The organism is Pyrococcus sp. ST04 (genome assembly GCF_000263735.1).
GTDB lineage: Archaea > Methanobacteriota_B > Thermococci > Thermococcales > Thermococcaceae > Pyrococcus.
The window spans coordinates 1,657,642-1,683,988 of sequence record NC_017946.1; the positions used below are offsets into that span (position 1 = coordinate 1,657,642).

32 protein-coding genes are annotated in these 26,347 nt (G+C 42.3%); 11 read left to right on the plus strand and 21 right to left on the minus strand.

Annotated features, from left to right (window positions below):
- Nucleotides 1-3 precede the first annotated feature (3 nt).
- The 12 genes from rpmC to PY04_RS08940 all read right to left on the minus strand — a co-directional run bounded on the left by rpmC (nucleotide 4) and on the right by PY04_RS08940 (nucleotide 8,172).
- Nucleotides 4-210: a 50S ribosomal protein L29 gene (gene rpmC / locus PY04_RS08885; protein ID WP_014734789.1), complete on the minus strand. Its 207-nt coding sequence runs from the start codon at nucleotides 208-210 to the stop codon at nucleotides 4-6.
- Nucleotides 197-829 carry a 30S ribosomal protein S3 gene (gene rpsC / locus PY04_RS08890; RefSeq protein WP_014734790.1) on the minus strand — a complete coding sequence of 211 codons (633 nt, stop codon included), beginning with the start codon at nucleotides 827-829 and terminating at the stop codon, nucleotides 197-199. The genes rpmC and rpsC overlap by 14 nt, the downstream gene beginning before the upstream one ends.
- A gap of 4 nt (nucleotides 830-833) precedes the next feature.
- Nucleotides 834-1,301, minus strand: coding sequence for a 50S ribosomal protein L22 (rplV, locus tag PY04_RS08895; protein ID WP_014734791.1), 468 nt, complete (start codon nucleotides 1,299-1,301; stop codon nucleotides 834-836).
- Between the two features lie 10 nt (nucleotides 1,302-1,311).
- Nucleotides 1,312-1,656, minus strand: a complete 345-nt coding sequence (gene rpsS, locus PY04_RS08900; RefSeq protein WP_371136989.1) for a 30S ribosomal protein S19 — start codon at nucleotides 1,654-1,656, stop codon at nucleotides 1,312-1,314.
- A gap of 64 nt (nucleotides 1,657-1,720) precedes the next feature.
- On the minus strand, nucleotides 1,721-2,440 hold the full coding sequence (locus PY04_RS08905; RefSeq protein ID WP_014734793.1) for a 50S ribosomal protein L2: 720 nt from the start codon (nucleotides 2,438-2,440) through the stop codon (nucleotides 1,721-1,723).
- Between the two features lie 11 nt (nucleotides 2,441-2,451).
- The gene (locus PY04_RS08910) at nucleotides 2,452-2,712 is read right to left on the minus strand and encodes a 50S ribosomal protein L23 (RefSeq protein ID WP_014734794.1); all 261 of its coding nucleotides are present in this window, start codon (nucleotides 2,710-2,712) and stop codon (nucleotides 2,452-2,454) included.
- Between the two features lie 6 nt (nucleotides 2,713-2,718).
- Nucleotides 2,719-3,486 (minus strand): 50S ribosomal protein L4, encoded by a 768-nt coding sequence (gene rpl4p, locus PY04_RS08915; protein ID WP_014734795.1) that lies wholly within the window; start codon nucleotides 3,484-3,486, stop codon nucleotides 2,719-2,721.
- Between the two features lie 10 nt (nucleotides 3,487-3,496).
- The gene (locus PY04_RS08920) at nucleotides 3,497-4,582 is read right to left on the minus strand and encodes a 50S ribosomal protein L3 (RefSeq protein ID WP_014734796.1); all 1,086 of its coding nucleotides are present in this window, start codon (nucleotides 4,580-4,582) and stop codon (nucleotides 3,497-3,499) included.
- A gap of 2 nt (nucleotides 4,583-4,584) precedes the next feature.
- Nucleotides 4,585-5,361, minus strand: a complete 777-nt coding sequence (locus tag PY04_RS08925; protein WP_014734797.1) for a putative RNA uridine N3 methyltransferase — start codon at nucleotides 5,359-5,361, stop codon at nucleotides 4,585-4,587.
- Nucleotides 5,362-5,500: 139 nt separating this feature from the next.
- Complete coding sequence (locus PY04_RS08930) at nucleotides 5,501-6,349, minus strand: CBS domain-containing protein (protein ID WP_048056142.1); 849 nt, start codon at nucleotides 6,347-6,349, stop codon at nucleotides 5,501-5,503.
- A 64-nt stretch (nucleotides 6,350-6,413) separates the two neighbouring features.
- Nucleotides 6,414-6,821, minus strand: a complete 408-nt coding sequence (sepF, locus tag PY04_RS08935) for a cell division protein SepF (protein ID WP_014734799.1) — start codon at nucleotides 6,819-6,821, stop codon at nucleotides 6,414-6,416.
- Between the two features lie 103 nt (nucleotides 6,822-6,924).
- A complete protein-coding gene (locus PY04_RS08940; protein ID WP_014734800.1) occupies nucleotides 6,925-8,172 on the minus strand; it encodes an HD domain-containing protein in 1,248 nt (415 codons plus the stop codon).
- A 54-nt stretch (nucleotides 8,173-8,226) separates the two neighbouring features.
- Here PY04_RS08940 and PY04_RS08945 point away from each other — a divergent pair, with 54 nt between their 5' ends.
- The 3 genes from PY04_RS08945 to PY04_RS08955 all read left to right on the plus strand — a co-directional run bounded on the left by PY04_RS08945 (nucleotide 8,227) and on the right by PY04_RS08955 (nucleotide 9,971).
- Nucleotides 8,227-8,676, plus strand: coding sequence for a hypothetical protein (locus PY04_RS08945; protein ID WP_048056144.1), 450 nt, complete (start codon nucleotides 8,227-8,229; stop codon nucleotides 8,674-8,676).
- 213 nt (nucleotides 8,677-8,889) lie between these two features.
- Nucleotides 8,890-9,093 carry an archaeal histone HpkA gene (gene hpkA, locus PY04_RS08950; RefSeq protein ID WP_048056246.1) on the plus strand — a complete coding sequence of 68 codons (204 nt, stop codon included), beginning with the start codon at nucleotides 8,890-8,892 and terminating at the stop codon, nucleotides 9,091-9,093.
- A gap of 77 nt (nucleotides 9,094-9,170) precedes the next feature.
- A complete protein-coding gene (locus PY04_RS08955; RefSeq protein WP_014734803.1) occupies nucleotides 9,171-9,971 on the plus strand; it encodes a GTP cyclohydrolase IV in 801 nt (266 codons plus the stop codon).
- Here the strand turns inward: PY04_RS08955 and PY04_RS08960 are convergent.
- A complete protein-coding gene (locus PY04_RS08960; protein ID WP_048056145.1) occupies nucleotides 9,968-10,579 on the minus strand; it encodes a peptidase in 612 nt (203 codons plus the stop codon). The two genes, PY04_RS08955 and PY04_RS08960, sit on opposite strands and share 4 nt — an antisense overlap.
- Before the next feature lie 62 nt (nucleotides 10,580-10,641).
- Between PY04_RS08960 and PY04_RS08965 the strand changes: the two genes are divergently transcribed.
- From PY04_RS08965 to PY04_RS08975, 3 genes are read left to right on the plus strand one after another with little or no spacing between them, the layout of a single operon-like run.
- A complete protein-coding gene (locus PY04_RS08965) occupies nucleotides 10,642-11,115 on the plus strand; it encodes a DUF998 domain-containing protein (RefSeq protein ID WP_014734805.1) in 474 nt (157 codons plus the stop codon).
- On the plus strand, nucleotides 11,112-11,717 hold the full coding sequence (locus tag PY04_RS08970) for a 7-cyano-7-deazaguanine synthase (protein ID WP_014734806.1): 606 nt from the start codon (nucleotides 11,112-11,114) through the stop codon (nucleotides 11,715-11,717). The genes PY04_RS08965 and PY04_RS08970 overlap by 4 nt, the downstream gene beginning before the upstream one ends.
- A complete protein-coding gene (locus tag PY04_RS08975; RefSeq protein WP_014734807.1) occupies nucleotides 11,714-12,016 on the plus strand; it encodes a hypothetical protein in 303 nt (100 codons plus the stop codon). The genes PY04_RS08970 and PY04_RS08975 overlap by 4 nt, the downstream gene beginning before the upstream one ends.
- Here the strand turns inward: PY04_RS08975 and PY04_RS08980 are convergent.
- Both PY04_RS08980 and PY04_RS08985 read right to left on the minus strand, forming a co-directional pair.
- Nucleotides 12,013-12,771 (minus strand): acetate--CoA ligase family protein, encoded by a 759-nt coding sequence (locus PY04_RS08980; RefSeq protein WP_014734808.1) that lies wholly within the window; start codon nucleotides 12,769-12,771, stop codon nucleotides 12,013-12,015. The two genes, PY04_RS08975 and PY04_RS08980, sit on opposite strands and share 4 nt — an antisense overlap.
- The gene (locus tag PY04_RS08985) at nucleotides 12,768-14,186 is read right to left on the minus strand and encodes an acetate--CoA ligase family protein (protein WP_014734809.1); all 1,419 of its coding nucleotides are present in this window, start codon (nucleotides 14,184-14,186) and stop codon (nucleotides 12,768-12,770) included. The genes PY04_RS08980 and PY04_RS08985 overlap by 4 nt, the downstream gene beginning before the upstream one ends.
- 132 nt (nucleotides 14,187-14,318) lie before the next feature.
- Here PY04_RS08985 and PY04_RS08990 point away from each other — a divergent pair, with 132 nt between their 5' ends.
- A complete protein-coding gene (locus PY04_RS08990) occupies nucleotides 14,319-15,932 on the plus strand; it encodes a CTP synthase (protein WP_014734810.1) in 1,614 nt (537 codons plus the stop codon).
- Nucleotides 15,919-16,353: a hypothetical protein gene (locus PY04_RS08995; protein ID WP_014734811.1), complete on the plus strand. Its 435-nt coding sequence runs from the start codon at nucleotides 15,919-15,921 to the stop codon at nucleotides 16,351-16,353. The genes PY04_RS08990 and PY04_RS08995 overlap by 14 nt, the downstream gene beginning before the upstream one ends.
- Here the strand turns inward: PY04_RS08995 and PY04_RS09000 are convergent.
- Nucleotides 16,346-17,005 (minus strand): ScpA family protein, encoded by a 660-nt coding sequence (locus PY04_RS09000; protein ID WP_014734812.1) that lies wholly within the window; start codon nucleotides 17,003-17,005, stop codon nucleotides 16,346-16,348. The genes PY04_RS08995 and PY04_RS09000 overlap by 8 nt on opposite strands.
- A gap of 18 nt (nucleotides 17,006-17,023) precedes the next feature.
- Entirely contained in the window at nucleotides 17,024-20,554 is a 3,531-nt protein-coding gene (gene smc / locus PY04_RS09005) for a chromosome segregation protein SMC (protein ID WP_014734813.1), read from the minus strand.
- Nucleotides 20,555-20,626: 72 nt separating this feature from the next.
- Here smc and PY04_RS09010 point away from each other — a divergent pair, with 72 nt between their 5' ends.
- The 3 genes from PY04_RS09010 to mrtA are packed head-to-tail and all read left to right on the plus strand — an operon-like array spanning nucleotide 20,627 to nucleotide 22,226.
- The gene (locus tag PY04_RS09010; RefSeq protein ID WP_014734814.1) at nucleotides 20,627-20,956 is read left to right on the plus strand and encodes a CidA/LrgA family protein; all 330 of its coding nucleotides are present in this window, start codon (nucleotides 20,627-20,629) and stop codon (nucleotides 20,954-20,956) included.
- A complete protein-coding gene (locus tag PY04_RS09015) occupies nucleotides 20,953-21,627 on the plus strand; it encodes a CidB/LrgB family autolysis modulator (RefSeq protein WP_014734815.1) in 675 nt (224 codons plus the stop codon). The genes PY04_RS09010 and PY04_RS09015 overlap by 4 nt, the downstream gene beginning before the upstream one ends.
- Before the next feature lie 11 nt (nucleotides 21,628-21,638).
- Nucleotides 21,639-22,226, plus strand: coding sequence for a CPBP family archaeomyxosortase MrtA (mrtA, locus tag PY04_RS09020; RefSeq protein WP_014734816.1), 588 nt, complete (start codon nucleotides 21,639-21,641; stop codon nucleotides 22,224-22,226).
- On the opposite strand, the gene PY04_RS09025 is transcribed toward mrtA, so the two are convergent.
- The 4 genes from PY04_RS09025 to PY04_RS09040 form a co-directional block, all read right to left on the minus strand.
- Complete coding sequence (locus tag PY04_RS09025; RefSeq protein WP_048056146.1) at nucleotides 22,219-23,544, minus strand: RuvB-like helicase; 1,326 nt, start codon at nucleotides 23,542-23,544, stop codon at nucleotides 22,219-22,221. The two genes, mrtA and PY04_RS09025, sit on opposite strands and share 8 nt — an antisense overlap.
- Nucleotides 23,545-23,698: 154 nt before the next feature.
- On the minus strand, nucleotides 23,699-24,925 hold the full coding sequence (gene hmgA, locus PY04_RS09030) for a hydroxymethylglutaryl-CoA reductase (NADPH) (RefSeq protein WP_014734818.1): 1,227 nt from the start codon (nucleotides 24,923-24,925) through the stop codon (nucleotides 23,699-23,701).
- Nucleotides 24,926-24,936: 11 nt separating this feature from the next.
- Nucleotides 24,937-25,695 (minus strand): MinD/ParA family protein, encoded by a 759-nt coding sequence (locus PY04_RS09035; protein WP_048056147.1) that lies wholly within the window; start codon nucleotides 25,693-25,695, stop codon nucleotides 24,937-24,939.
- Nucleotides 25,696-25,765: 70 nt separating this feature from the next.
- Nucleotides 25,766-26,293, minus strand: a complete 528-nt coding sequence (locus tag PY04_RS09040) for a hypothetical protein (protein ID WP_048056148.1) — start codon at nucleotides 26,291-26,293, stop codon at nucleotides 25,766-25,768.
- Nucleotides 26,294-26,347: the final 54 nt, after the last annotated feature.

The window sequence follows — 26,347 nt, forward strand, 5'->3', positions numbered from 1 at the left end:
CCTTCACTTTTTGCGCATTTCTCTAAGCTTCTCCTTTTTTATTGTTAAGAGGCGGGCAATATCCCTTCTCAAATTCCTAATAACCATCGGATTCTCTAAGGAAGTTCCCATCGTAAGCATTCCTCTCTCTTTAGCGAGTTGAAGCCTGAGCTCTCTAATTTTAGCATCGATCTCCTCAATACTCATCTCCCTGATTTCACTCGGCCTCATTTGGTGCCACCTCCTCTTCTACTGGCTTTTCAATGATTTCTATTTCATCGGGGAGCCTTGCATCTGGAGGCATTATGGCAACTTTAACTCCAATGACTCCAAGCTTTAGAAGGGCCTGTGCATAGCCCTTGCTTACGAGGGTCTCCGCTGGGTTTCCAACCTTTGCCAAGTATCCCTGGTAGAACCTTATGCTCTTAGCTCTCTCACCAGTCAGCTTACCGCTTAGCCTTATCTCAACACCTCTTGCTCCGTTGTTCATTATTGCCCTCATAGCTGCGTAAGCTGCCCTCCTGAAGTGAATTCCCCTCTCAAGAGCCTGAGCCAATCTTACAGCCTGAACCTTGGCGTTAAGGTAAGGGTTCTTAATTTCTTCAACCTCAATCTGGGGGTTCTCAAGCCCAAATTGGCTCTCTAGGATTCTAGTTAACTGCCTTATCCTCCTACCACCCCTGCCTATGACGTAACCAGGATTTGCGGCAAATATTATAACCTTAGTTCCAAGGGGGGTCTTTTTAATATCAAGGCCCCCATATCCTGCTCTTCTTAGCTCCTTTTCGAGGAATTCATCGATGAGCATCTCCCTAACTGCCTCGCGGATGAAGTACCTCTCAATTGCCATGAACTCACCTCCTAATCTCCTCAACTACTACCTCAATGTGGGTGGTCTGCTCGTTAAAGGGGGTAGCCCTACCAAATGCCCTCGGATACCATCCCCTAAGGACGGGACCTCTGTGGGCAGCGATATGGATTATCTTCAGCTTATCGGGGTCGAGACCTTTTTGCTGGGCATTATTCTTAACGTTAAGGAGGATCTTCTTAATTGCCTTTGCAACCTTAACTGGATACCTTCCTGGGCCAAATCCCTTTCCTGGCTTGTGTCCTTGACTATCGTTATACCTTCTCAGTGGAACAGGCCTCTTAAGAGCAATAACATCGTCAAGATACTTTATTGCATCGTTGAGCATCATTCCCCTAAGTTCTCTGCATACCTCTACTGCGAGCTTTGGTGAAATTCTTAGGTCTCTTCCACTAGCCCTAGCCATTCTCTCTGGATCAAAATTTTGGAAAGAGTAGCCAAAGCGCTTGCCCATCCCAACCACCTCACTTTACTGCAACGAACATTGAAGACCTTGTAGCACCGATACCAGGAGCTCCGTGCTGAACTCTCTTCCTCGTTGGGGCAAACTCTCCAAGGTAGTGCCCAATCATTTCTGGCTTTATCTCAACCGGAACGAACTCCTTTCCGTTGTGAACATAAATTGTAAGACCGACCATTTCTGGAAGTACTATCATATCCCTGCAGTGGGTCCTTATTGGCTTCTTATACTTACCCTTCTTTGCCAGCCTTATTTTCCTGAGGAGCTTTTTCTGCTCTGGAGTTAGACCTCTCTTCAAGCTTCTCCTTTGTCTTGCTGGTAGCAATTTAGCCAATTCCTCAAGGGACATATTTAGGAGCTGCTCAAGCGTATAACCGCGATATCTAAACTCTTTCCTCGCCATTTACACCACCTCACTTCCTTCTACCAGTTCTTCTCGCAGCGATATGACCAACCTTCCTTCCTGGAGGAGCCCTTCTGGATGTTGTAGTTGGCTTACCTGGGTGGTGCTCCTTACCACCGAATGGGTGGTTAACAGCGTTCATCTTAACACCTCTTGGAGTTGGCCAGAACTTGTTCCTTGCCTTGTACTTGTAATAAGCCTTACCAGCTTTAACCAGGGGCTTCTCTAACCTACCTCCACCAGCAACAACTCCAATCGTTGCCCTACAGTTTGGATTGAAGGCCTTAAGCTCACCGCTTGGAAGCTGAACGATAACCTTATCCTTCTCCCTGCTAACAACGAGAGCGTAAGTTCCTCCAGCCCTAACGTACTTCCCACCATCTCCCGGGATGCCTTCAATGTTGTAGACGTAGGTACCTTCCGGAATCTTTGCAAGTGGTAGTGTATTTCCAATTGCTATAGGAGCATCGGGTCCTATATAGATCTCCTGACCAACAAGTAAACCTTCGGGGGCTATTATAAGCTTCTCCATTCCATTTTCAAACTTGACTCTTGCAACGGGAGCAGTTCTACCTGGGTCGTGCATTATCTCTTCAACTACACCCCTAATAGTCTTATCTTGGGTGTAGTTGAGTGGAATATACTTCACAGCACCTCTAAACCTATGGGAGGGTGACTTGAATGTTGGGCTTCCTTTACCTCTCCTTTGTTGAATCAAACTCTTACCCATACCTCACCACCTCAGAATAATCCCAACCTTGCGGCAACTTCACTCGCACTATACTCAGGCTTGAGCTTTACGTATGCCTTCTTCTCCCCTTTCGGGGTAATTAGAGTGTTTACCTTTTCTACCTTAACATTGAAGATCTCTTCAACTGCTCTCTTTATGTCCTGCTTGGTAGCCCTTCTGTCCACTATGAACGTGAGCTTGTTTTCCTTTTCTATTAGTGAGATCGCTTTTTCAGTAACGACAGGTCTAATTATCACCTTATATGGATCCATACTCCATCACCCGTATATCTCCCTAAGCCTCTCTATAGCACTAACGGTCCAGACAGTTAATCTACCTGGGTGGGTACCGGGGGCTAAGTGCTCAACGCCAAGATTATCGACAATTACAACATCAACTCCTGGATGATTCCTTGCCCCAAGTACAATTCCCTCGTTCTTACCTACTACAATCAATGGCCCCTTAGCCTTCTTGTACCTTCTACCTCTCATCTTACCCTTTCCTGCTCTAACTCCAGTCTTCTCCTTGGCCCTTTCGATGTCATCCCAAATGCCAAGCTTCTTGAATATCTCCCTTGTTTCTCTGGTCTTTTGAACTTTCTGAAGGTCATCAACAACTATCAGTGGGAGCTGAGGAACGTTATCAACAACATGGCCTCTGGCTTTAACTATATCGTAATTTGCGGTTGCTGCAATTGCACTCATTATTGCAAGTCTTCTTTCTTTCTTGTTTATGTCTTCCCAGATTATCTTCTCGACCTTTGGTGGATGAGTTCTTCTTCCACCCCTTGCAAATGGAACAAAGGCAGCATACCTTGGTGGTGTTTTAAGTCTCTCTACTCTTGCCATTCCGTGACCCTTTCCGATATTCTCGGTAACTCTTCTCTTACCAGCCATTGGATCCCTACCTTGGGGCTGTATTCTATGTGTCCACGAGGCTATAACTGCTCTTCTTATGAGATCAGGCCTAAATGGAGTGAAAAATACCTTTGGCAACTCGATCTCATCGACAGGTTGACCGTTAAGATCGAAAACCTTAACCTTCATTTATCTCACCTCACTGCTTTGACTCAACACTAACGTAAGTTATTTGTGGCCTCTGAACAGGAGGCTTCTTCTTCGGAGGTCTAATTGCAGGCCTAACTCTAATTATCCTCTTGACCGGCCCAGGAACGCTACCAGCAATCATCATGAAGTCACTTCTTACGATTCCGTAGTGGGGGAACCCGCCCTTTGGAGTTATCTCAATTTCATTTCCGTTAAGCTCGAGTTTTCCGTTGTGGCCTATTGCTATTAACCTCTTGTTAAGCTCAGTCCTGTGGTGGAATCCCATTTGACCCGCCATTGGAACTGTCCACATAACCCTAGCCGGGTGCCATGGGCCTATTGAACCAACCTTCCTCCTACCTTTGCTATCCTTGTGAGCCCTAAGCTTAATTCCCCATCTCTTTACGGGCCCTTGGGTACCCTTACCCTTTGTCACGGCAATTACGTCTAGGAGCTCTCCCTCTTTGAGAACCTCATCAACCCTAAGTTCCTTCCCTAATCTCTCCTTAATGTAGTTGAACTTTTCTTCAACACTTGTTCCTCCAATCGCATACTCCATTACTTCAGGCTTCTTCTTGAGCTTGATTATCCAAGGTTGAGTGGACACTAAAGCTCTTACCTCAACGATCTCGCCCTCTTTTATCATGTCCTCAAGCTGACCAAGCTTCTGTTCAAACTGCTCTTGAGTGTAGTCCTTTGGCAGGGTTGCAATTCTTCTCCTGAGAAGCTTGTAGAAAGTCATTTCGACTTTCTTGTTTGGCTTAACTGGGTAGTTGTCAAGCTTGAAGTCTGGAACTATAACTTCAGTTGCTGTTTCTAGCCCGAGATAACCCTGTCTATATGCTCTGATTCCAAACACTCTAAGGGGTGGTGTCTCTATTATTGTCACAGGAACGAAAATCTCCTTTCCATTAGTCAATCCCGGCTCATCGTCGATCATTAGTATATGAGTCATCCCTGCTTTGTAACCTGCAAAGCCCAGCATTCTAACCTCTGTCTCTTTTGGCCAGCTCCTAATCCTAGGAACTATGCTCTTAGCCCTCTTCCTTGGGCTAAATCCTAGTGAACCTCTTCTTGGCCTGTGAATCTTACCCATTCTCAATCCCTCCTCATGAGATTAAATATAGCAAGTGTAGCCAACACGGCTTCTTCCGTTCTAACGGTCTTCGTTTTTTGACCAGGAATTGTGTTCACGATTAAATCGAACTCAAACTTCTCATTATACTTCTCAAGTATCTCCATTATCCCCATCCTAGGGGAGCCAAACACGATACCAACCTCGCCCTCAAGGGGCACTTCGGCATCTCTCACATCGACACCCCTACGGGATGTCGCGATGACCACGTCAAGTTCAGCCTTTTTAAGTGTTTTTGCTAAAGTTTTTCTACTCCAGTGAACCTTATAGCCCCAATAGTCAGGAGGATCAGACGGGACTACTCTCAAGGGCTTTACTGAAATTATCTTAAACGTCCCTCGACCTTCCTCGGCAATTCCCTTTATCAAAGCTGGCCTATCAAGGCCAATATCTGCAAAGAGCTTCTTGCCCTTTCTGAATGCGTACCCCTCTCGTATTTCTCCAATTCTTGGGGTAGTCTTTGGCTTATGACTCGGTATTTGGAGAGGTGGCATTACTCCCGCATACTTAAGCTCAGGCATTAAGGGAAACAATCTCTTCCTAAGGTACTGGGGAGTCTCTGCATATTCCAGGAGTGTTTTTATTAGCTTTCCATCTTTTCCTCCTGCCCTGTATATCCATATGTGCTCAACGCCGAATATTGCACAGGCCCTTGCAATCTGCCCTACCTTGTATGCCTTGAGCTTTGGATCATTCGTTTCCTCAAGGAGGGAATCTGGGATGAATACATGCCACGCCATTTCTGTCCTCCAAGGGTTTCTCTTATCTTGAAAGCTGTTGTGGTGTTTTAGTATTTAATTTAAAAGGCTTTCGAAGGTTTCCACCCTCAGGCAACAAATTTTTTTGAAAAATTTTTGCAAAAACTTTAAGAAAAGAGAGCTAACACTTTGACTTCACTAAAACCTTTATTAGGTCGAAATCTCTTATCAAACCCACTAATTCTCCTTCTCCTCTGATTACTGGCAACTGTTCAATATGGTACTTGGCCATCTTTTTGGCAACTTCATAGACGGTCATGTGAGGAGTTGCTATGATAACATCTCTTGTCATTATCTCTTCGACCGGCTTGTTGGGCAACTGTAGCTCAAACTTCTCAAACAGAAGTGTAGGATGACTCTCAAGTATCCAATCTTCCTCGCTAGATGCAGCAAGCTCAGTGGACTTCATTATCCTCACAATCTCACTATCCCTTAGAAGGTCTGTTTCGTCGACTATTCCAATAAGCTCACCATTGTCATCAACCACAGGGAGGGCCATTGCATTTGATAAGAGAAGAGCCTTCAACGCTGCTTTTAGAGGAGTTCCCTTCCAGACTATACTAACATGCCTCTGGTAATAAGGTTCTATCTCCACTTCCTTATATTTTTCAGATTTTGCCAAGTACCTCCTAATTATGTCTCCTACGGTCAGAATACCAACGGGTCTTCCTTCGTCATCAACAACAATAACCCTCCTATAATCATACTCAAGCATTTGCTTTGCTGCCTTCTTAAGGTCGTCATTGGCCTTAACTGTTGGGACATCTCTCTTAACAAGCATTGCTAACTGCTCCTCATCTGGATTCGTTAGTACTCTCTTTATGCTAATGATTCCCACTAGCTTTCCATCCTTATTAACAACAGGAAAGCTCCTAACTTTGTGTTTCTTGAATAATTCGATTGCATAGTTCCTTGTTGCAGGCAATGTTATTGTCACTGGATCCTTAGTCATTATTGTTTTCACTTTCACGTAACACCACCAAATACCCCAGCTCTACCAATCATATTTAAATCTTATGAAAAGGGAGAGAGAACTACTCCTTCATTATTTTTATGTCTGGAGGAGTTATCAGAATCTTTGGAGTCTCCCTGCAAAGGCTTGCTATTCCCCATCCGAAGGTATTTGCACTCATTTGCAACTGTTCTGCCACTTTGGCTAGGATTTCTTGCTTTGACTCTAAAGGACTTAAATCAACGACTACTATATTCCCAGCACTCACCTCTTCTGAAACCCTCTTGAGGTCATTATAAGTGGACACAACGATTTTCTTGACATATATAACCTTTGGCTTAATGATCTCCTTAACTATAGTATCCTCTTCAACAGGAACTAAATCAACATCAGCACTCTTCGTTTCAACTACTTTATCCTTTACAGAAACTGGAAGCTTTGGCTTCTTCTTCTGAGATTCAGTTTTTTTAAGCACATCAAAGAGACCCACTTTCATCACCCCTATCCTCGTGATAAATTACCAACACATCTTTTCCTAACATGTTTATTAATGTTTTCTCAAGAGTTTCTCCTCCTCCATAGATTAAAGGGGATCATGCAAATATAACGTCTCTCCACACCTTCCTAATCCTCTCGACATATTCAGATGGAGACGCTATAAGCAATATCCATCTAGGAGTTTGCCTCCTTTTAATTGCAGATGCAAGGGGAGTAACCTTCGCAATTGGTTCTATTTTGCCATTTTCCAATAGAACGTTAACCTCCACTTGTTTTAATCTTGGTTCGCTCAATATTAATTCTGGGATTGAGAGTTCTACAATAACTTCTCCTTCCCTAGCCCCAACCAACTCCGAAAGCTCAGTTTCAATAGCCCTTCTTTTTCTGGCACTCCTATAAAGATATGCTAGAGATCTCCTCTCATCTCCCGATAGCGAGTCGGGACTCAAAATTACCGCCGCCTTAAAAAGCTTTCTCTGCCTTATCCTCTTTACTATCTCATGGGGATAACCTCTAAGATCTTCAAGCTCTACCAATAGTCTGTCATCAGTCATTTTCCAAAAATCTTTTAATTCTCCTTCATCCAAAGCGTATTCAACAGCTCGAACTAACATTCCTTCAGCTATTTTTACTGTCCTGTGAAAATAAACCCTAGAATACATTAAGGATCTCGCAACTAGCATTCCTTCTACGGCTTCAATCCCCTTTTCATCAATAACAAGCTCACCATTGAAAGTTCTCATAACTGTCAAGAGTCTCTCAAGATCTATTATTCCATGAGCAACCCCAGTATAGTGAGCATCTCTCGTTAGATAGTCTAACTGGTCTACGTCTATATCTCCATGAATTACCATTCTAAGATACTTCTTCTCATGAGTTCCAGTAATAAGCTTTCCAACCTCTGCAGGCTTATACCCCAGATCGGATATTATATCAGGAATTTCATTAACATCTTCACAAACTTCAACTTTACCTTCAACTATTTCCCTACTAATCTCCATGTGATCTTGAAGTTTTAACCTCTCCCTATATATCCTTTCGAATGTGTGACTAAAAGGACCATGACCTATATCGTGCAACAAAGCTGCCAGTTGAACTAATAGAGCCTCTTCTTCTGGAAGCTTTAGCTCCATAGAGAGCTTTCTAGCAAGGTACCATGTTCCTAGAGAGTGCTCAAACCTAGTATGGTTCGCTCCAGGGTATACTAAATTAGCCAATCCAAGTTGCTTAACTCCCCTTAACCTCTGGAACTCCGGAGTCTCAACAATCTTCATAATTTCCTCAGGAACTTTCATGCTTCCATGGACGGGGTCGTGAATTATTTTACCATCTTTCAAACCCATCCCCAAGGAAAGGTTATCAACTAGCTAATTAAGCTTTATTCCGGGGAATGCCCAGTGGTAAAATTAGGAGAAATAATTGAGCTAAACACAGGTCTCATAATTATGACCGGAAATCCAAGATGGTTACTTAAAATTCTCGTCGATAAGTGGAGCGAAAAAGAAATTGTAGCAATGGAAAAACCAATAATAGTTCCCAAAAATCCAAATAGCATTATTTTCGGGGATCCCTCAAAGCTAGATTCCAGATACAGAATATTTACCAACATAATCGGAATGCACCGGAGAGATGTTATTCAAAAGATAGGATTCCTTCTAGAGAAAGCTGTCATAGTTGACTACGAGGAGAAATATTTCCTGACCAAAGCAATAAATTCAAAACTTGGAAAAATAGCAGATTATCTCATAGCCTATAAGATGGAAACTCTTGGATTTGAGAAATTAGACATTATCAAGATAGAAAATGGAAAAATAACAGACAAAACATCTTACGTAAGAAAAAAGTAATTAAAGAACATATCAATATTGTAATTAACTCGAGTGGCCATGCAACAAATAAGGCCAATGAGAGAACGCTATTGCACGAGTTCATTAATTATAATATGCTAACTATTGCAACAAATTATGAGAAGGCTCCAAATCCGAAAAGTTTATATATTTCTATTTTCAAAAAACAAAATGCAAATCCCCCACAATTTAAGAAAATAGGAGGTGTGGATGATGGGAGAGTTACCAATTGCCCCAGTTGACAGGCTTATAAGGAAGGCAGGTGCCGAGAGAGTCAGCGAGGAAGCTGCAAAGATCCTCGCCGAGTACCTTGAGGAGTACGCAATTGAGGTTTCAAAGAAGGCCGTTGAGTTTGCAAGGCACGCTGGCAGAAAGACCGTCAAGGCTGAGGACATAAAGCTCGCAATTAAGAGCTGAACTTCTTTTCTGACTTCTTTAATTTTAACCATTATATTTTAAAATAGCCCTTCTTTTCTGGCTCTTGGTGAGGGAAGTTGTATATTGAAACCCAAGAAGAAGAGCCCGAAATAAAGATACCCCTCCCCCGCGTTGGCATAACAAACCTCAAAACAATAGCAAAAATAAACTGGAAAGGAAGAGTGTATACATTCATTCCAACCTTTGAAGTTACAATAGATCTAGCAGAAGAAAAGAAAGGAATTCACATGAGCAGATTAGTAGAAAGCATAACAGAAGCAATGAGTGAAGCAGTCGAAGAAGAGGTAAAGAGAATACACACATCACTAGAAGAGCTTGCCCTCTCAATCATTCAAAGGATCGAAAAGAAACATCCACACAGAAGAGCCGAAGTATGGATAAAGACGACACTAATCTTAGAAAGAGAAACTCCATCAAGTAAAAAGATTAGCTACGAACCTTATGACGTTGAGGTTGGGGTTATAAAGGAAAAAAACTCCATAAAGAAGGTTTTGAAGGTTAGAGTTATAGGGAACACAGCGTGTCCTCACGCAATGGTAAATAACCAAGGAAAAACACATATTCAAAGGGCGATTGCAGAACTTGAAATAATTACAAATTTTGAGGAAGATATTGCACTTGAGGATATGATAGATGTAGTTGAGTCCTCATTTTCCTCTCCAACGTATACCCTCCTCAAAACCTCCGACGAAAATGCAGTAGTGAGAAGAATGTACGAGAACCCCAAATTCGTGGAAGATGTTGCGAGGGAAATTTTCGCTAAAGCAATTGAAAAATTCAGAGGAAAAGTACACGTCAAGGTCATAAGCAATGAGAGCATACACAAACACGATGTTATAGCAGAAGCCTGGAACTAAAATTCAAGCTTGATATTTGCCCTCAGCTTTTTTAGGCATTCATTACAGTACGTGGGTGCCCTCCTGTCCCAATCCTCTATATTTTCCGGAGGATTCATCACACAATCACGTTTGCAGTGTGAGAGTCCATACAAGTGACCAAGCTCATGAAGAACACCCTTAAATACCCTTTCAACGAATATTTCTCGATTTTCAGAGTAAAAAGGCCTTATTGAGAGTGCCAGAACATGATAATTTCCTATAGAGACTTGAAGACCCAAGTATTTCTTGTATATATCGAAGTACTCCTTTCTCGAACCTATGGGATACGTAGTTATTCCAAAAATCTTTGTGACAGTTTCATCATGAATATTATTCCTCATCTCAATTAGCCTTCCATAGAGAGCCTCAACAACAGCTTCAAAAGAATACATATTAACAATTCCACTTTCTGTACTAACCCTGACCAAAGTTCCAGGAGGAAGCCTAATTCTGCCTGCATAAAGTGGGTATATAGGAAGTCCCACATCCCTCAGATACTCCTTCACTCTTTCATACACTTCGAAAAAGAGCCACTCAAATTCATTACCACCCATGTAAACGAATGCAACTAACTCTCTATCTGACATCGAATTTGAAATTCAAAAATTAATATATAAGTATTGTTTTCCACAACCCAAAAGGGAGCACAATGAAGATAGTCAAAAGATTCCTTCCAATATTGACTGCAATTTATTTCATAATTGGCCTCATCATAGTTATCCATAAGAACCCTTGGTTTTCGTTCATGAGAAACGCTCTAAGCGATATGGGCTCTCTGAAAAACCCAAATGGCTGGATGTTCAACAGTTATATAATTGGGCTCGGTTTTCTAGGCCTTATAACAGCTAAAGTACTAAATAGGAAAATTCTCCAGATTGCAATGCTTTTTCTAATCCTTGTAGGGGTATTCCCAGAAGAGAAGCCTCTCCACACCCCTTCGGCAGTTTTAACTTACCTCCTCTCCTTCCTCGACATGGCCCTTTACGGAATTAAATGGATAGCACTGGGGACATTTCTGGTAATGATAGGCCTTATAAAGGTTGGAGTAGGATTAGCCGTGCCAGAGATATTTGGAGCAGTCATCATCTTAGCATACATGATTTACCTAGGGTGGAAACAATGAAGGTTGTCGCGTTGTTAAGTTCAGGAATAGATTCCCCAGTTGCAATCCATCTGATGGCCAGCAGAGGGGCAGAGGTTTATCCCCTCCACTTTAGGCAAGACGAAATTAAAGAGGATAAAGTGAGGAGGATAGTTGATAAGTTGAGGGAAATTCATGGAGACAGAGTTAAGGATCCCTATATCGTTGATGCATATGAAGTCCAGGGGCCGGTATTTGAGAAACTCAAAGAGATAGGAAAGGCAAAATGGACGTGTGTGTTCTGTAAGTATACAATGTATATAGTAGCAACAGAGTATGCAAAAAAGATTGGAGCAAAGGCCATAATTACGGGAGATTCCCTAGGTCAAGTAGCTTCTCAGACTCTTGATAACTTAATGGTGATAAGCACTGCAACTGACCTTCCAGTAATAAGACCGTTGATAGCCCTGGACAAAGAGGAAATTGTGAAGATAGCAAAGGAAATTGGAACGTTTGAGATAAGCATAGAAGAAGAACCCCCCTGCCCCTTCGTACCAAAGTTTCCCGTAGTTAGGGCTGGACTTGGTCAGTTCAAAAATATACTTGAAAAAGTTAAAGACAAGCTCCCAAGGGAGGTAATATGAAGCCCCTAAAGCTAGCTGGATATCTTCTGGCCCTTAATGCCATACTATTGTTGATTTACTCCAAACGCTCAAATTTATATCTTGGCTTTTCAGTATTCAGTCTTCTTTTAGCCATTGGTGTTATGAGAGAAGTAAAAATAGCGATAAAAGTGGCCCTCATATATGCAGGGATTGAATTTCTTTTCGCCCTTCTCTTCCTTATTGTGGGGAATCTCCTTTCGGCGGTAGATGCCGGCATAAGCCTACTTATAATCCATGACATAATCGGTTACATCCAGGAAAAATATAAAGAAGGTTAGGCACACCTTTCCTCTCTGTACTCTCCTTCAGGCTTCTTTTCCTCCCCTGACTTTAGAATTATCCTTGCGTCCACTATAACCGCTCCTTCACCTTTGTTGTACACAAAGACGGGGTTCAAATCCATCTCCTTTATGTAATCCCTGAGATCATCAACGAGCTTGGAAACCTTGAGAAGCATGTCAACGATGGCATCTATATCTGCAGGTTCCTCACCTCTTGCACCGGCCAAGATTGGATATGCTTTAATCTCTGTAATCATCTTCCTTGCATCCTTCTCTGTAATTGGGACAAGTCTAAAGGTTACGTCTTTAAGAATCTCAACAAAGATTCCACCAAGACCAAACATTATTGCATGACCAAACTGTGGGTCCTCTGTAACTCCAATTATGACTTCCCTGCCCGGCTTCAACATTGGGGCTATTAGCACTCCAAGAATTTCTGCGTTGGGGTTGTATTTTTTAGCATTTTCATGAATCTCCTCCCACTTCTTTTTGAGCTCTTCCTCATCCTTTATGTTGAGCATCACAACTCTAGCATCGCTCTTATGGAGTATCTGGGGGGACATAAGTTTCATTGCCACTGGGTAGCCAATTTCCTTAGCATAAACAAGGGCTTCATCCAGTGTTTTCGCAAGCTTCTCCTCGGGAACTGGAAGACCATAAGCCTTTAAAACCTGCTTTGCTTCGTACTCTACCATGGCAGTCCTGCCCTGCTTCAAGACCTCTTCAATAACCTTAACGGCCTCCTCCCTCATTCTCCATTCCCCCTCAAATATTGAGCATATCTAACCAAACCAGCTAAAGCTCTAACTCCCCTCTCAGGGGTTGGATAAACAGGAACTCCCTTTTCTTCAAGCATCCTGGCGTATTTGTCCGTCTTATATCCTCCCATTGCTACGGCAACTATCGGCTTCTCACTCTTCTTTGCGTAGTCTGCTATAATATTTATGACTTCCTCTTCATCTAACAATGGAACCTGGAACAGGACAATTACGAGTATTGCATCAACGTTAGGATCTTTAGTGAACGCTTCAAGTGCAAGTCTGTACCTCTCTGCATCTGTATCACCAACAACATCCGTTGGATTACCAACGACTGCATGGGGTGGAAATCTCTCCCTGAGGAACTTTATCGTGTCCTCGCTCAATTCAGCAAGCTTCAGACCAAACTTTGCCACAGCATCGCTAGCCATTACTCCAGCTCCACCGCCATCGGTAATTATCCCTATCCTATCCCCCTTAGGAAGTTTGCACTTTGCAAATGCCTTAGCTAAATCGAACATATGCTCAAAGTCTTCAGCCCTTATTATTCCCGTCTGCTTAAAGACAGCGTCATAGATTACGTCCTGACCAGCTAGGCTACCCGTGTGAGAGGATGCAGCCCTCGCACCATACTCTGTCCTTCCGCTCTTTAGTGCGATTATCGGTTTTATCTTGGTAACTCTCTTGGCAACTTCCATGAACCTCCTTCCGTCTTTAACACCTTCTATGTAAAAGGTCATGACTTTGATCTCGTCATCTTGGGCAAAGTACTCCATTAGATCTGCATCGTCTACATCAATCTTGTTTCCATAACTGACCATCTTTCCTATTCCAATCCCCGCCATTGTAGCCCAGTCAAGCATTGCGGCAGCAAATGCTCCACTCTGGCTTATGAAAGCAATTGGCCCACTTTTTGGTCTGTCCATTTTTTCCTCAGGAAGGAAAACCGTATCTACTCCAGTATCGGGAGCGTAAACACCGACACAGTTTGGCCCAATAACCCTTATCCCGTGTGCCTTAGCTATCTCAAGAATCTCTCTTTCCATCCTCTTGCCCTCTTCTCCAAGCTCTCCAAAACCGCCAGTAATTATTATGACAGCCTTGATTCCCTTCTCTGCTATTTTTCTCATTGTTTCTGGTACCGCCGGCGCGGGAATTGCAATGACGGCTAGATCCGTATCCTCGGGAAGTTCAGATACGTCATGGTAAACCTTGTACCCATCTATTTCGTCGAGCTTTGGATTAACGGGATATATATTGCCTTTGAATATTCCCTTCTCCTTGTTCCTCTTGAAGTTCTCAAAAATGACATTTCCAACTTTTCCCTTCTTGTTAGTTGCTCCAATTATTGCAACAGCCCTAGGCTCGAAAAAAGGCTTCAACTGCTCCTTAATATTTGCCTCGTTCATCTCTATCACCCGCAAAAAAGCTTTTTCTTTGAATTTCCGCTAGTATTTTGGAAACCCACACTTAAAAGTTTTATGAGAATAAAATTATCGAAAGAACGAAAGGTTTTAAATGAGGCATACTAGCCCTCAACTATGACGAAGTTTATCTTCGTAACTGGAGGAGTTGTTAGCGGGCTTGGTAAAGGGATCACCAGTGCCTCAATTGGACTTCTCATGAAAGCAAGAGGGTATAAAACAACAAATATCAAAATAGATCCATACCTGAACTATGATGCTGGGACAATGAATCCTTACCAGCATGGAGAAGTATTTGTTCTTGAAGATGGAGGGGAAGTTGATCTAGACCTGGGAAACTATGAGAGATTTCTCGACACAAATTTAACCTTCGATCACAACATAACCACGGGCAAAGTGTACTCCACGGTCATAGAGAAAGAGAGAAAGGGAGAATACCTTGGAGCTACAGTTCAAGTGATCCCACACATAACTGACGAGATTAAAAGGAGAATAAGAGAGATCGCAAAGGATTACGATATTGTTGTCGTGGAGATCGGGGGAACCGTAGGGGACATAGAGAGCATGCCCTTCCTTGAGGCAGCAAGGCAGATGCAACTCGAAGAGGGTCGAGAGAACGTTGCGTTTGTCCACGTAACATACGTACCAAAGCTTAGGGTTGTTGGTGAACAGAAAACAAAGCCAACCCAACACAGCGTTAAAGAACTGAGAAGCCTTGGAATACAGCCAGATGCCATAGTGGCAAGAAGCGAAGATCCTCTGGAGGAGGGAGCCAGAAAAAAGATAAGTCTGTTTACAAACGTTCCAGAAGAGGCTGTAATAAGCGCATATGACGTTGAGGATACATACGAAGTCCCACTACTGCTGGAAAGAGAGGGTCTAGGGAGGTACCTCGTCAAGAGACTAGGGCTAGAAGATAGACAGCCAGACCTTAGGGAATGGGAAAAGATGGTTGCCAAGTATAAGGCACTCCAGGAGACCGTTGAAATAGCAATAGTAGGGAAATATGTAAAGTTGACGGATTCATACCTTAGCATTAAAGAAGCATTAAAGCACGCTAGCGTCAGCAATGAAGTAAAGGTAAAGATAAGATGGGTCGAAGCCGAGGACATAGAAGAGCATGGAACAAAGCTCCTGGATGGTGTTGACGGGATAATAGTCCCTGGAGGATTTGGAGCGAGGGGATCTGAAGGCAAGATAATGACAATAAAATATGCAAGGGAAAATGATATACCATTCCTGGGAATATGCTTTGGCTTTCAGTTGACAGTTGTCGAATTCGCTAGGAACGTTCTGGGAATGAAAGGAGCGCACTCAACAGAGATAGATCCTCAGACTCCCTACCCAGTAGTCGATCTAATGCCAGAGCAGAGAAACCTAGATAAGCTAGGAGGAACTATGAGACTTGGAGCATATCCTGTAAAGATAAAGAAGGGAACACTTGCTTACGAACTTTATAAGAAGGAGATTGCATATGAAAGGCACAGACACAGGTGGGAAGTCAACCCAGACTACATAGAAGCACTTGAAAGGGCAGGCTTGGTGTTCAGCGGAATAGCTGGAGACGATGAGAGGAGAATGGAAATCTTGGAGCTTCCAGACAAGAGATACTTCATAGCAACTCAATTCCACCCAGAGTTTAAATCAAGGCCAATGAAGCCAGCCCCTGTCTTCCACGGACTTGTTAAAGCAGCAAAGGAGTACAAGCAGGAGAAAAATGCTACTAACTAAGCACGCAAAGGAGAGAATAATAAAAAGGCTAAGCAAGAAAAGGGATATAAGATCGGTCTATTCTGCCCTATTTTCTTTCCTTTCAAATTGTGTAAGAATAAACGTTGAGGATACAATCCTATTCACGGACGGAAGAAAAACAGCTGTAGCAACAAGGCTTGAATGCAAAAAACTGTCTATTGAAGAAATTAAGAAGATCGTGAAGGAAATAAACGCGGTATATGAGTGCATTTTCCTAGATGAGAAGACCGTCAGAATAACAAGACCAAGCAAGTTTTTAGAGGGGATTCCTCAGGGAGAATACTGTTTCTACATAAACAAAGAAAAGAAGGTTATGTATATAGGGTCAGAAGAGCCCTTACTCATCCTAACCCTTAGACCAGCGAAGAAATGGGAGAGAGCACTCTTCTACTTTAGCTAACTTCAAGAGGGACAACTAGTATCTCTCCAAAGGGTTCCTCCTGAATCATTTCCACCCTTCCCATGTTCTCTAGAAAGAGAAGATAAAGGAATGTCCTTGCTATTATTTTCGGATCCGTGTCAAACACAAGGTCCCAGAACCTTATGGGCCTCTTAGTTTCGCTATACAGCTTTTTGACTATTTCATAAAGCCTATTAACGTGTTTCTCGATATCTACTCTGAAATCATCAACTACAAAGATCTCCTCTTCGATCTCTACCTTCTTTTTCTTTTTTGGCTTTCTCTTCTCGGCCTCCTCTAGGGCATCCATAAGCGCTTCTATCAGGTCATCAAGGGTGTAGTACCTCTCAACCCTACGGAGAGGAGGAACTAGGGGATCAACCTCAACCTTTATTCTCTCCTCCTCCTTTTCCTCGTCTTTCTCTTCATCCTCTTTCAAAAGTGCCTCACTTTTCATCCTTACGAGAATTGCAGCAGCAAGAATAGCCCTCGCGGAGATCCTGAGATCAAGCTCCTGCATTTCCCTCAACATCTTTATGTACTTCTCAGTCAAATCAACGATATCTATATTCCATGGATCAACCTTTCCCATTTTCACCAGCTGAAGGAGAATATCCACGGGAGTAACTTCTGGCTCAAACCTCGACTCCATTCCTTCTCACCTGCACCATTAGTGAGGCAACTCCCCCTGCCTCCTTCTTATATCTTCCAATATCCTCATTGCCTTCTCAAGGCTTAAGGAAACAACCTTACTAACACCATCTCTCATGCTTACTCCTATTATTTTGTCCGCATTGGCCATCATCACGTCCCTAAGTGTTATCACTATGAACTGGCTCTCTTTTGATGACTCCTTTATAAGATCAGCAACCCTTTTAACGTTTGCATCGTCCAGATGGGCATCTATCTCATCAAAGAGGTAGAAGGGAGCAGGTTTGAACTTCTGAATCGCAAATACAAAAGCTAAAGCAGTTAACGCTTTTTCTCCTCCACTCATAGCCTCTATCCTCTTCACATCCTTTCCAGCGGGCTTTGCTTCTATTTCCAAACCTCCAGAGAATGGATCCTCTGGGTTCTCAAGAATTAGCCTTGCACTACCTCCAGGAGAAAGCTTCGCAAACAACTCGGAGAAGTTCTTTGCTATTGCCTCGAATGTCTTCATAAATACATTCTTCTTCTCCCTTTCAATTTCATTTATGAACTCTATTATGCTCTCCTTTTCAGCCTCGAGCTTCTCTCTCTTACTCTTAAGCTCAAGGTATCTCCTTTCTACAATTTCAAAATCCTCGATCGCTTTCATGTTAACGGGCTCTAAGGAACGTATTTCTTCCTCCATTCTTTCTATTTCTTTCTTCAATCCTTCTAGATCTAGTGGGATTTCTTTAATCGATTTTATAAGCTCCTTATCAAAATGCTTCAATCTCGAGCTCTTTTCCTCAAGCATAGCCCTTAACTGTGCGTCCCTAACTCTAAGAGTGTTTGCCTCTATCCTAAGCTCCTGAGCCCTCTTTGAGAGTTCATCCTTTTCTCTTCTTAGGTTTGATATCTCCTCTTCCAAAGCCCTCCTCCTTTCCCTGTATTCCTCAATCCTTGAGTACACATCTTTCTCTTTCTCCCTGAGGTGGTTGAGTTCTTCTTCAAGTTCTTTAAGCTTCGCTTCATTTTCTGAAATGTTTGCCTTCAACGCATTTATCTTATTCACTAGTCCCTCAATTTCCTCCTCTAACGAAGCCTTCCTTGGAAGTAGCTCCTCGTTTAACCTCGAGTCTAGAGATTCTAGCCTACTTTCTATTCTACTCAGCTCTTCTCTGAGCTTTGCAATTTCTCCTTCAACTTCTCTAATTTTCTCGCTTAACTCCCTGGCTTCTGGATTTTCTAAGGCTTTTTTCAGCTTATCTCTCTTCTTTTCAAGTCTTTCTATTCTCCCTCTAAGCTTTGCTAGCTCTCCTTTTTTATCGTGTATTGCCTTTTCGATTTCCTTGATTCTTTCCTCAGAAAGTTTTATTTCTTCATTTATTGCTTTTTCTTCAGCTAGAAGTCTATCCAAGTCTTTTCTTGTAAGCTCTATTTCCTTCTCAACGTCACTAACTTTTATCCTAAGCTCAAATCCTTGACTCTCCAGAGCTCTCAACTCAACTTTTAGGGAGTTTATCTCTGCTTCTAAAGATTCTTTTTTTGCCCTGAGAGAATTAACTCTCTCCCGAAGCTCTCTTGTATCAATAGCTAAGCCTCTAGGTTTATAATGGCCACCGGTTATAGCCCCGCTCCTCTCATAAAGCTCTCCTTCTAAGGTTACCATTCTGACCTTTCCTATATGATCCCTTGCTTCTTCCATGGAGGATACTATTACAGTATCCCCAACGGCAAACCTAACCGCAGCATCTATTCTTGGATCGTATTCTATGACATCCACAACTGGAGTTCCAACAGAATCATTTGGCGTTCTTGGCTTTATCTTGTTGAGAGGTAGAAATGTCAATCTTCCGAGCTTATTTCTTTTTAGAAACTTAATTGCTTCTTCGGCAACCTTCTCATTCTCAACAACAACATTATCCGCCCTATTACCCAAGGCAACTTCAACTGCTATTGAGTAATTTTTGTCCCTAACCTTTATCAACTCCGCTAGAGTCCCATAAATTCCAGATATTCCAGATCTCTTAAGTTCTTCAACTGCCCTGTTCCCCCTGATTTCACTTTGAGCTTCAGCTTTAATTAGCTCTCTTTCAAACTTTTCTAGCTCTGCCTTGAGTTTCTCAAGATCATTAGCTTTTTTCTCGATTGTTTCCTCGACCTTCTTCCTCTTAGATGAAATCGAGGAAAGTTTACCTTCGAGATTGCTAAGCTCTGCTCTTTTTTCCTCAAGCAATGATTTTAGCTCGGTAATTTTCTCTCTTATTCCAGGAAGCTTTGCTTTAAGAACAAGAATATTTGAAGAAAGTTTTTCTTTCTCATTTTTAAGTCTTTTAATATCCGCCTCACCCTCATAAAGCTTTCTCTTTGCTTCTTCCAATTCTCTTACTACAGAATCAAACTCCTCTCTCGCTACTGAAAACGTTCTGTCTATTTCTCCCAATCTTACAACGAGAATATTCCTCTCTTCTTCTTTTTTCTTGATTTCCTCTAGTAGCGATTCTCTCCTTTTACTCCACCTGTTTATTGCCCCTTTCGTCTTTTCAATTTCAGTCATAATCCTCTTAAGCTCCTCCTTTGCCCTTATCAGCCTGGTTTGAGATTCCTCAATTTCTCTCTTAGCAACTTCAATGTTCCTTTTGGCCAGCTCTACTTTTGATGTTATTTCTCCAATTCTCCTTGTAAGTTCCACTGCCTCTTCACTGCTTTCTTTTTCGAGCTCCTCTTCTATTCTTCTTAGCTCTCTTTCTTTTTCTACAATTAATCTAGCTATTTCTTCGAGTTTGGAAGTTATTTCTGATATCTCCTTTTCGATCCTTTTTCTCTTCTCCTCATTTTCATTAAGTTCAGATTCGAGTTTCTTTATTTCTCCCAAAATAAGAGCAACTCTCGCCTTCTCAACTCTCTCCTTTAAGTCCAAATACCTCAAGGCATCATTTCTCTCCTTCTCTAACTTGTCTAATTGCTTCTTAACTTCCCTAATTAGCAGATCAACTCTTGCAAGATTTTCTTCAGCCTGCTTGAGCTCTTGAAGGGCTTTCTCTTTCTTGGCATCGTACTCAGCTATTCCGGAGATGTCATCTATTATTAGCCTCCTCTCGATTGGGGACATTTTAATAAACTTGGTAATATCACCCTGGAGGACTATGTTGTATCCCTCTGGAGATATCATTGCAGCACTCAACAAGTCCAAGATTTCACTTCTGGTTGCCCTCCTACCATTAAGCCAGTATGTACTTCTGCCATCTGGGTACACCCTTCTCTTAATCACGACTTCATCCTCATCTATAGGAAAGCCTCTGTCCTCATTATTGAAGTATATTGCAACTTCTGCATATTTCGCAGGAGGTTCACTTTTTGTGCCAGCAAATATTAGGTCGCTTATTCTGGTAGCTCTCATAGCCTTTGCAGAAAGCCCTCCTAAAACAAATAATATTGCATCCCCAATGTTACTCTTACCAGAACCATTGGCACCAACTATCGCTGTGAAACCCTTTGAGAATGGGATGACAACCTTTTTGTTACCATAAGATTTGAACCCCTTAAGCTCAAGCTTCTCTATGTAGGGCATTATTTAACACCTATCAAAGTGGTGTCGAAAGAGTATATATAACTTCTTTGCCTCAGATGGAAGGGTGGTGAGATGTACAAGGGGCTAGCCATAATCTTTGGATTCTTGTTTCTTGGAGAGATAGTTGAGAACTTGGGAGTCCCAGTACCCGGAAGCGTTCTTGGAATGCTTTTCCTGACTTTCGCACTGATCACAGGAATTGTTAAAGTGAAAGACGTCGAGAAGGAGGGAGAGTTTTTGGTTAGGAATATGAGCGTGATGTTTATTCCCCCCGGAGTTGGAATAATTCTCTACCTAAACCTACTAAGACAGAACCTGATTCCAATAACTGTTGCTTTAGTACTAAGTTTTCTGATAACACTTTTTATAACAGGAAAAACAGTGGAGGTGCTCAGAAAATGAACGTCTTTGGAATATTTCTCACTCTCGCTTTGTATTCTACATTCTCTTGGATATACTCTAAAAGAAGGACTCCCCTTCTCAACCCCGTTCTCCTTTCCATTCTCACAATTTCAATAATTCTTAAGGTAGGAGACATAAGCTATGAGAGATACATGGAGTCCGCTCGATTCTTGAGCTTTCTCTTAGGCCCTGCAGTTGTTAGCTTGGCGATTCCTTTGTACAAGCAAATTAGAATAATAAAAGAATACAGCAAAGAGATAGCTATTGGGATCATTGTTGGTGGAAGTGTCGCAATTCTTTCTGCAGTTTACATTCTCAAAGCGTTTCATGCTCCCGAGATCCTTCAAAGAAGCTTTGCACCAAAAAGCATAACAACTGCAATAGCCATGGGTGTCAGCGAAAAAATAGGAGGAATTCCCGCTCTAACAGCAGTTCTTGTGATACTTACTGGAATTCTCGGGAATGCTTTTGCTCCAGAACTTCTCAACCTGTTTGGAATAAAAGACAGAGTAGCCAGAGGGCTTGCAACTGGAGTTTCTTCGCATGGTCTTGGAACGGCTAGGATAATTCTTGAAGATGAGTTGTCTGGGGCCGTTAGTGGGCTTGCAATGGCTTTAAACGGGGTATATACTGCGTTCGTTCTACCTGCGGTGATAAACTTCCTAGTCTAGAGGTTAGAATAATGAGGAGAGAACTCCTATTTGCATTAATACTACTCCCCCTCTCATTCATTCCAATGTCAACAAGTTTACCCTTCTATCCCTGGGCCAGCTTAGTTTTTCTTGTATACTTTCTTGTTCCGTTAACACTAGTGCTGGCTTTAGGTCTAAACCCAAAAGACGTTGGGATTAAGAAACCTAAAAGTTGGAAAACAACTGCTATTCTTCTCGGAATAGCGGCGATTTTAAGTTTTATTGGCCTATTAGATGAGAGTATGAAAAGCTATTATCCAAGATTCTCATATTCGAACTGGCTTGACTTTATTTGGAAAGAGATCGTTTTTGGAATTGTCATGTTCTCACATGAGGCCTTCTTTAGAGGATTTCTTTTATTCCCTATGGCCAAGAAGAATCCTAGGATTGCAATTCTTTATCAAGATATCCCCTACACACTCATTCATATCGGAAAACCATCAATAGAAATTCCATATGCCTTTCTAGCGGGAATTATATTCGCAAAAATAGATTTAAAGGAAGAAAGCATTCTACCGAGCTTTCTAATTCACTGGCTTGGCTCAGTTTTCTTTGATTTCCTATGCGCAATCACTTAAGCATCCCTTCAAGCTTTTCAACGAAGGCTATGCTTCTCTTTACATCAGCAAAGTATTCCTTGGCTTTCTCGATATGCTCCTTTTCAACTCTCTTTCCGCCCGCAAGTATACTGGCAGGAGCCAAGAGCTGGACAGCGTAACGTAAGCTTGTTTTCTCACCAAGCTCGGCCAAGTATTCTAGAGCCTCTTCACTAAGTTCTATACCCTCCTCTCTTGCCCTTATCTTGACTATCTCCCTTATCTCGTCCTTCTTATATGGCTCAGTGTTTATTATCAGCAATCTGTCAAGCATGTCCAATGGAATTCCATGAGGTGCCTCTATGTCAGTTCCCCTTATTTTTGTCATTCCTCTGTTGGTTGCAAGAATTAGGATCGGCGCTAGCTCATTCTCCATGGCCCTGGCCAGGAAGGAAAAGGCCTCAATGTCTAACATATGACACTCATCTATGAACAGGACTCCAGGAACAAGTGTAGCTTTACCTTCCTCTATCCACTGTTTGACAGTTTGATCTACCCTTTCCCTTATCTCGTCATTTATCTCCATTCCTCCTCCAAATATTAGGCTAAATATTCCTCCAGCCCTAGCATTTACAATGTCAAGATCGTGTAATGTAACTGTGTACGTAAACTCCTTTATCTTCAGCACAGGGCCAGTCGGGAGCTCAACCTTTCTCCTGAAGAATAATCCCTCTTCTTCCTTTGTCGTCCCAACCCTCGAAACTCTACCTGTCTCAGCGTCTATCTGAATAACATCCCCCTCTTCAATTCCGAGCTCCAGCAACTGGTAAGCTATTTCCCTTCCAGCCCTTATTGTCTTCTTATCATCCTTAGTCTTGAGAGTTATTATAACGCTCTCCGGGATCTCTATGTATGGATTGAATGGGTGCCTTGTCTTTCTGACTTCCATTTTCTCTACCATTCCCTCGTACACTTTCCTTTCTTCACTTATTCTAACACCTATAGCCCTTCTCAGGGCTTGCTTTAGAAATTCGGTTTTCTTCATCTCAGCGGAATATATTTCGCTTCCGCTTATTTGAACAAATGGAACATCTTCTCCAAGTTCTTTTGCGATTCCCATAGCTATTGCGGTTTTACCACTTCCTGTCGGCCCAACCAGCAGAATTCCCTTTCCAGCGAGTTTTCCCTGCTTTATAAGTTTAACAGCTATTCCAGCGGCCTCTCTAGCCTTTACCTGCCCAACCATTCCATCTCCTATGAACTTGGCTTTCCCATTCTCATCTAGGCCAAGACCCTTTATGTGGGAGTGCATTCCAACTCTTTCGAACTTAACCGCTGGAAGCTCCTCTATAACAGCCATTTCATCACCTCCAGCGGTTTTTCTACCTATTGGTTATTAAAAGTTGTTGCCTTAAAAACCTTACTTTCCCAGCGGATCTCTCCCGCTCTGAAGGGCGAGGCTTTCAAAAGAAGAAGTAACGAGAGTAAGGAGAGGAAATATAACAAAGAAAGAACTATCTACCTAGCATTTTATGAGCCCTAGCCAAGTGTTTCGCCGCTATTGCAGCTAGTAATGAGAGTTCCCCAGCTAAAACAGCTCCAGCAACTATCTCGGCAAATTTCTTCGCGTTAACCCCGGGGGGATCTCCTCCTCCAGCTACGCCCATTATCTCCAGGGCCTCTCTCTGGGTTGGAACCCTCGTTCCTCCACCAACTGTCCCTATTTCAAGACTTGGCATGGTTATGCTGATGTACAAATCACCTTCGGGAGTAACCTCTGCCAGGGTGATTCCATGAGAACCCTCAGTAATTTGAGCCTCATCCTGACCAGTTGCTAAGAATATTGCTCCAACGATATTTCCAAAGTGGGCGTTGAAGCCATAACTTCCAGCTTGAGCCGAGCCAACGAGATTCTTAAGGTAATTTACTTCCGCTATAAGCTCTGGTGTCGTCTTTAATTTCTTCTCAACGATTTTCCTGGGTACAACGGCCTCTGCTATGACCGTCTTTCCTCTTCCGAGAATAAAGTTTACAGCATTTGGTTTCTTATCCACACAAAGATTACCGGAGAGAGCTAGATATTTAACATCTGGAAACTCTTCCTCTATGACTTTCATTATCTCTTCACTCGCTATCGTCACCATGTTCATTCCCATGGCATCCCCAGTCTCGAACTCAAACCTAAGGAAAAGGTTCCTTCCCACTATAAAGGGTTTGACTCCTCTAAGCTTGCCATGTCGAGTTACCTTACTAACGGCTTTCTCCTGGAGGTAGTCTATGTTTTTCTTAACCCACTCTGCAACTTCTCTAGCCCTTCTAGCATTGGGGCACTTAATTAAAGGAGCCCTAGTCATTTTGTCATCTAAGAGCGTTGTTACAACCCCACCAGCCTCAGTCAGAGCTGAACATCCCCTATTGACTGAGGCAACCAACGCTCCTTCAGTGGTGGCCAAGGGAATATAAAACTCACCCTTCGCATACTCACCATTTATCCTTAGAGGTCCCGCAACCCCCATTGGAATCTGGACAACACCTATCATGTTCTCTATGTTCCTACCAATAAGCTGGTTAGGATCAATGCTGTAATGACCTATATGTTCAAGCTTTATACCAAGCTTTCTTTCTAAGGCTTTTCGCCTTATTTCAGTTGCAAGCCTCTTATCCCCATTAACAAAGTTCTCAACTTGGTGTAACTTAATCTCTCCCCTAGCAACCTTCTCAATGATTTCTTCAACGTTCATCCCAAATCACCTCAAGTTTGAGTAGAAGAGCCAAATATCCATTCCTCCGTTAGTTGGCCAGCCTCCTTAAATGCTATGGCTGCATCGCTGTGAGGTCTATAAACTAAAACTGGAATACCGGCGTTAACTGACTCAGGAACTGCATCATCAAACGGGATCACGCCTAATACAGGAACACCAATCTCCGTTTCAATTATCTCAACTATCTTATCTATGACATCTGAAGCCTCTCTAACTTTGTTTATTACCACCCCAACTTCAAGACCGAACCTATCCCCTAACGCCTTAAGCTTCAAAACCTCATTTTCCACCATCGTCTCGAAGGAATATATGGGAGATCGCTCGATCTCTACAACTATGATCTGGTAGTCAAACACTTCAAAAGCAGGAAGAGTATCAAAGGGAACACCCGTAGGAGAATCAACAAATATTAGGGGGTATTTGTACTTCAGATTCTCAATTATCTCTCTTAGTCTTTGTCCTGATATCCCTAGAACGTCTTCAAGCCTTGAGCTTCCCGGCATTACATAAACTCCTGTCTCTTTATGCTTATATATTGCCCACTCCGGATCCATGTTTGGGTCTTTTACAACTGAGTGAAGAGTGTATTTGACATTATCGAGAGCGAAATGAAGTCCAAGATTTGGCAAATAAAGATCACCATCCACGGCAAGAACTCTATAGTCTGCTTGGGCAAAATATGTACTCAAATTTGCAGTTGTTGTAGTCTTTCCAGCGCCACCCCTCCCAGTAACAACGATCACTGCCATATTAGTTCCGCCCCTGGAACTTTAACAAAAGCTAAACTATCATCGGATTGGAGTAGATATAAGGTTTTTGCTATTTTTTCGGATTTCTTTCAATACATTTCTTTAACTCCCTTGTAAAAGATTCCTTATCCAAACACTTGCCTCCTCTTTTTAGTAAAACTGCCGCAACTTTGTAGTCTCCTTTTCCAATATATCTACATTCCCTCTCTGGTTCATCTACATACCTTGCAACGGCAAACACTAAGTCTCCACACCAAATATAGTCAATAACAGTGTCCCTAAATCCAGTGAACTTAACAACGCACTTCCGATAAGGATTATACATCTCGAGTGTATTATCAATTGGCGGAAGATTCTTAACAATACAAGACTCTGGATAAACTCCACTCTTGATTTTCCTTATAATCTCTGGCAGAGTCCCCATCCTTTCAAATTCGATTATTTCGGAAATCTCTATATTAAGTGGATTAATAGAATAGCACAGAATATTTTCATCATGGTACATTAGGTACACTCCCTCGCGCCTGAACAAAAATGCTATCCTTTCTCTTGGAAGGTCAAAGATATATCCTGCCTGACTTTTCTTAACCTCATACATAGTAATGACCTCTTGACCTTTAATTGTGATAAGGTTTTTAAATTCTACTATATT

Excerpts from the sequence above, each read along its gene's own strand:
- PY04_RS09025 (WP_048056146.1), bottom strand. The coding sequence starts at position 23,544 with ATGGCTGTTATAGAGGAGCTTCCAGCGGTTAAGTTCGAAAGAGTTGGA.
- rpsS (WP_371136989.1), bottom strand. The coding sequence starts at position 1,656 with ATGTCCCTTGAGGAATTGGCTAAATTGCTACCAGCAAGACAAAGGAGA.
- PY04_RS08920 (WP_014734796.1), bottom strand. The coding sequence starts at position 4,582 with ATGGGTAAGATTCACAGGCCAAGAAGAGGTTCACTAGGATTTAGCCCA.
- hpkA (WP_048056246.1), top strand. The coding sequence starts at position 8,890 with ATGGGAGAGTTACCAATTGCCCCAGTTGACAGGCTTATAAGGAAGGCA.
- PY04_RS08975 (WP_014734807.1), top strand. The coding sequence starts at position 11,714 with ATGAAGCCCCTAAAGCTAGCTGGATATCTTCTGGCCCTTAATGCCATA.
- PY04_RS08940 (WP_014734800.1), bottom strand. The coding sequence starts at position 8,172 with ATGGGTTTGAAAGATGGTAAAATAATTCACGACCCCGTCCATGGAAGC.
- hmgA (WP_014734818.1), bottom strand. The coding sequence starts at position 24,925 with ATGAACGTTGAAGAAATCATTGAGAAGGTTGCTAGGGGAGAGATTAAG.
- rplV (WP_014734791.1), bottom strand. The coding sequence starts at position 1,301 with ATGGGCAAGCGCTTTGGCTACTCTTTCCAAAATTTTGATCCAGAGAGA.
- PY04_RS09010 (WP_014734814.1), top strand. The coding sequence starts at position 20,627 with ATGTACAAGGGGCTAGCCATAATCTTTGGATTCTTGTTTCTTGGAGAG.
- PY04_RS08910 (WP_014734794.1), bottom strand. The coding sequence starts at position 2,712 with ATGGATCCATATAAGGTGATAATTAGACCTGTCGTTACTGAAAAAGCG.
- PY04_RS08995 (WP_014734811.1), top strand. The coding sequence starts at position 15,919 with ATGCTACTAACTAAGCACGCAAAGGAGAGAATAATAAAAAGGCTAAGC.
- rpsC (WP_014734790.1), bottom strand. The coding sequence starts at position 829 with ATGGCAATTGAGAGGTACTTCATCCGCGAGGCAGTTAGGGAGATGCTC.
- PY04_RS08990 (WP_014734810.1), top strand. The coding sequence starts at position 14,319 with ATGACGAAGTTTATCTTCGTAACTGGAGGAGTTGTTAGCGGGCTTGGT.
- PY04_RS09000 (WP_014734812.1), bottom strand. The coding sequence starts at position 17,005 with ATGGAGTCGAGGTTTGAGCCAGAAGTTACTCCCGTGGATATTCTCCTT.
- PY04_RS09015 (WP_014734815.1), top strand. The coding sequence starts at position 20,953 with ATGAACGTCTTTGGAATATTTCTCACTCTCGCTTTGTATTCTACATTC.
- PY04_RS08970 (WP_014734806.1), top strand. The coding sequence starts at position 11,112 with ATGAAGGTTGTCGCGTTGTTAAGTTCAGGAATAGATTCCCCAGTTGCA.
- PY04_RS09040 (WP_048056148.1), bottom strand. The coding sequence starts at position 26,293 with ATGTATGAGGTTAAGAAAAGTCAGGCAGGATATATCTTTGACCTTCCA.
- PY04_RS08985 (WP_014734809.1), bottom strand. The coding sequence starts at position 14,186 with ATGAACGAGGCAAATATTAAGGAGCAGTTGAAGCCTTTTTTCGAGCCT.
- PY04_RS08980 (WP_014734808.1), bottom strand. The coding sequence starts at position 12,771 with ATGAGGGAGGAGGCCGTTAAGGTTATTGAAGAGGTCTTGAAGCAGGGC.
- PY04_RS08965 (WP_014734805.1), top strand. The coding sequence starts at position 10,642 with ATGAAGATAGTCAAAAGATTCCTTCCAATATTGACTGCAATTTATTTC.
- mrtA (WP_014734816.1), top strand. The coding sequence starts at position 21,639 with ATGAGGAGAGAACTCCTATTTGCATTAATACTACTCCCCCTCTCATTC.
- PY04_RS08905 (WP_014734793.1), bottom strand. The coding sequence starts at position 2,440 with ATGGGTAAGAGTTTGATTCAACAAAGGAGAGGTAAAGGAAGCCCAACA.
- PY04_RS08960 (WP_048056145.1), bottom strand. The coding sequence starts at position 10,579 with ATGTCAGATAGAGAGTTAGTTGCATTCGTTTACATGGGTGGTAATGAA.
- smc (WP_014734813.1), bottom strand. The coding sequence starts at position 20,554 with ATGCCCTACATAGAGAAGCTTGAGCTTAAGGGGTTCAAATCTTATGGT.
- rpmC (WP_014734789.1), bottom strand. The coding sequence starts at position 210 with ATGAGGCCGAGTGAAATCAGGGAGATGAGTATTGAGGAGATCGATGCT.
- PY04_RS08925 (WP_014734797.1), bottom strand. The coding sequence starts at position 5,361 with ATGGCGTGGCATGTATTCATCCCAGATTCCCTCCTTGAGGAAACGAAT.
- PY04_RS09035 (WP_048056147.1), bottom strand. The coding sequence starts at position 25,695 with ATGGCAGTGATCGTTGTTACTGGGAGGGGTGGCGCTGGAAAGACTACA.
- rpl4p (WP_014734795.1), bottom strand. The coding sequence starts at position 3,486 with ATGAAGGTTAAGGTTTTCGATCTTAACGGTCAACCTGTCGATGAGATC.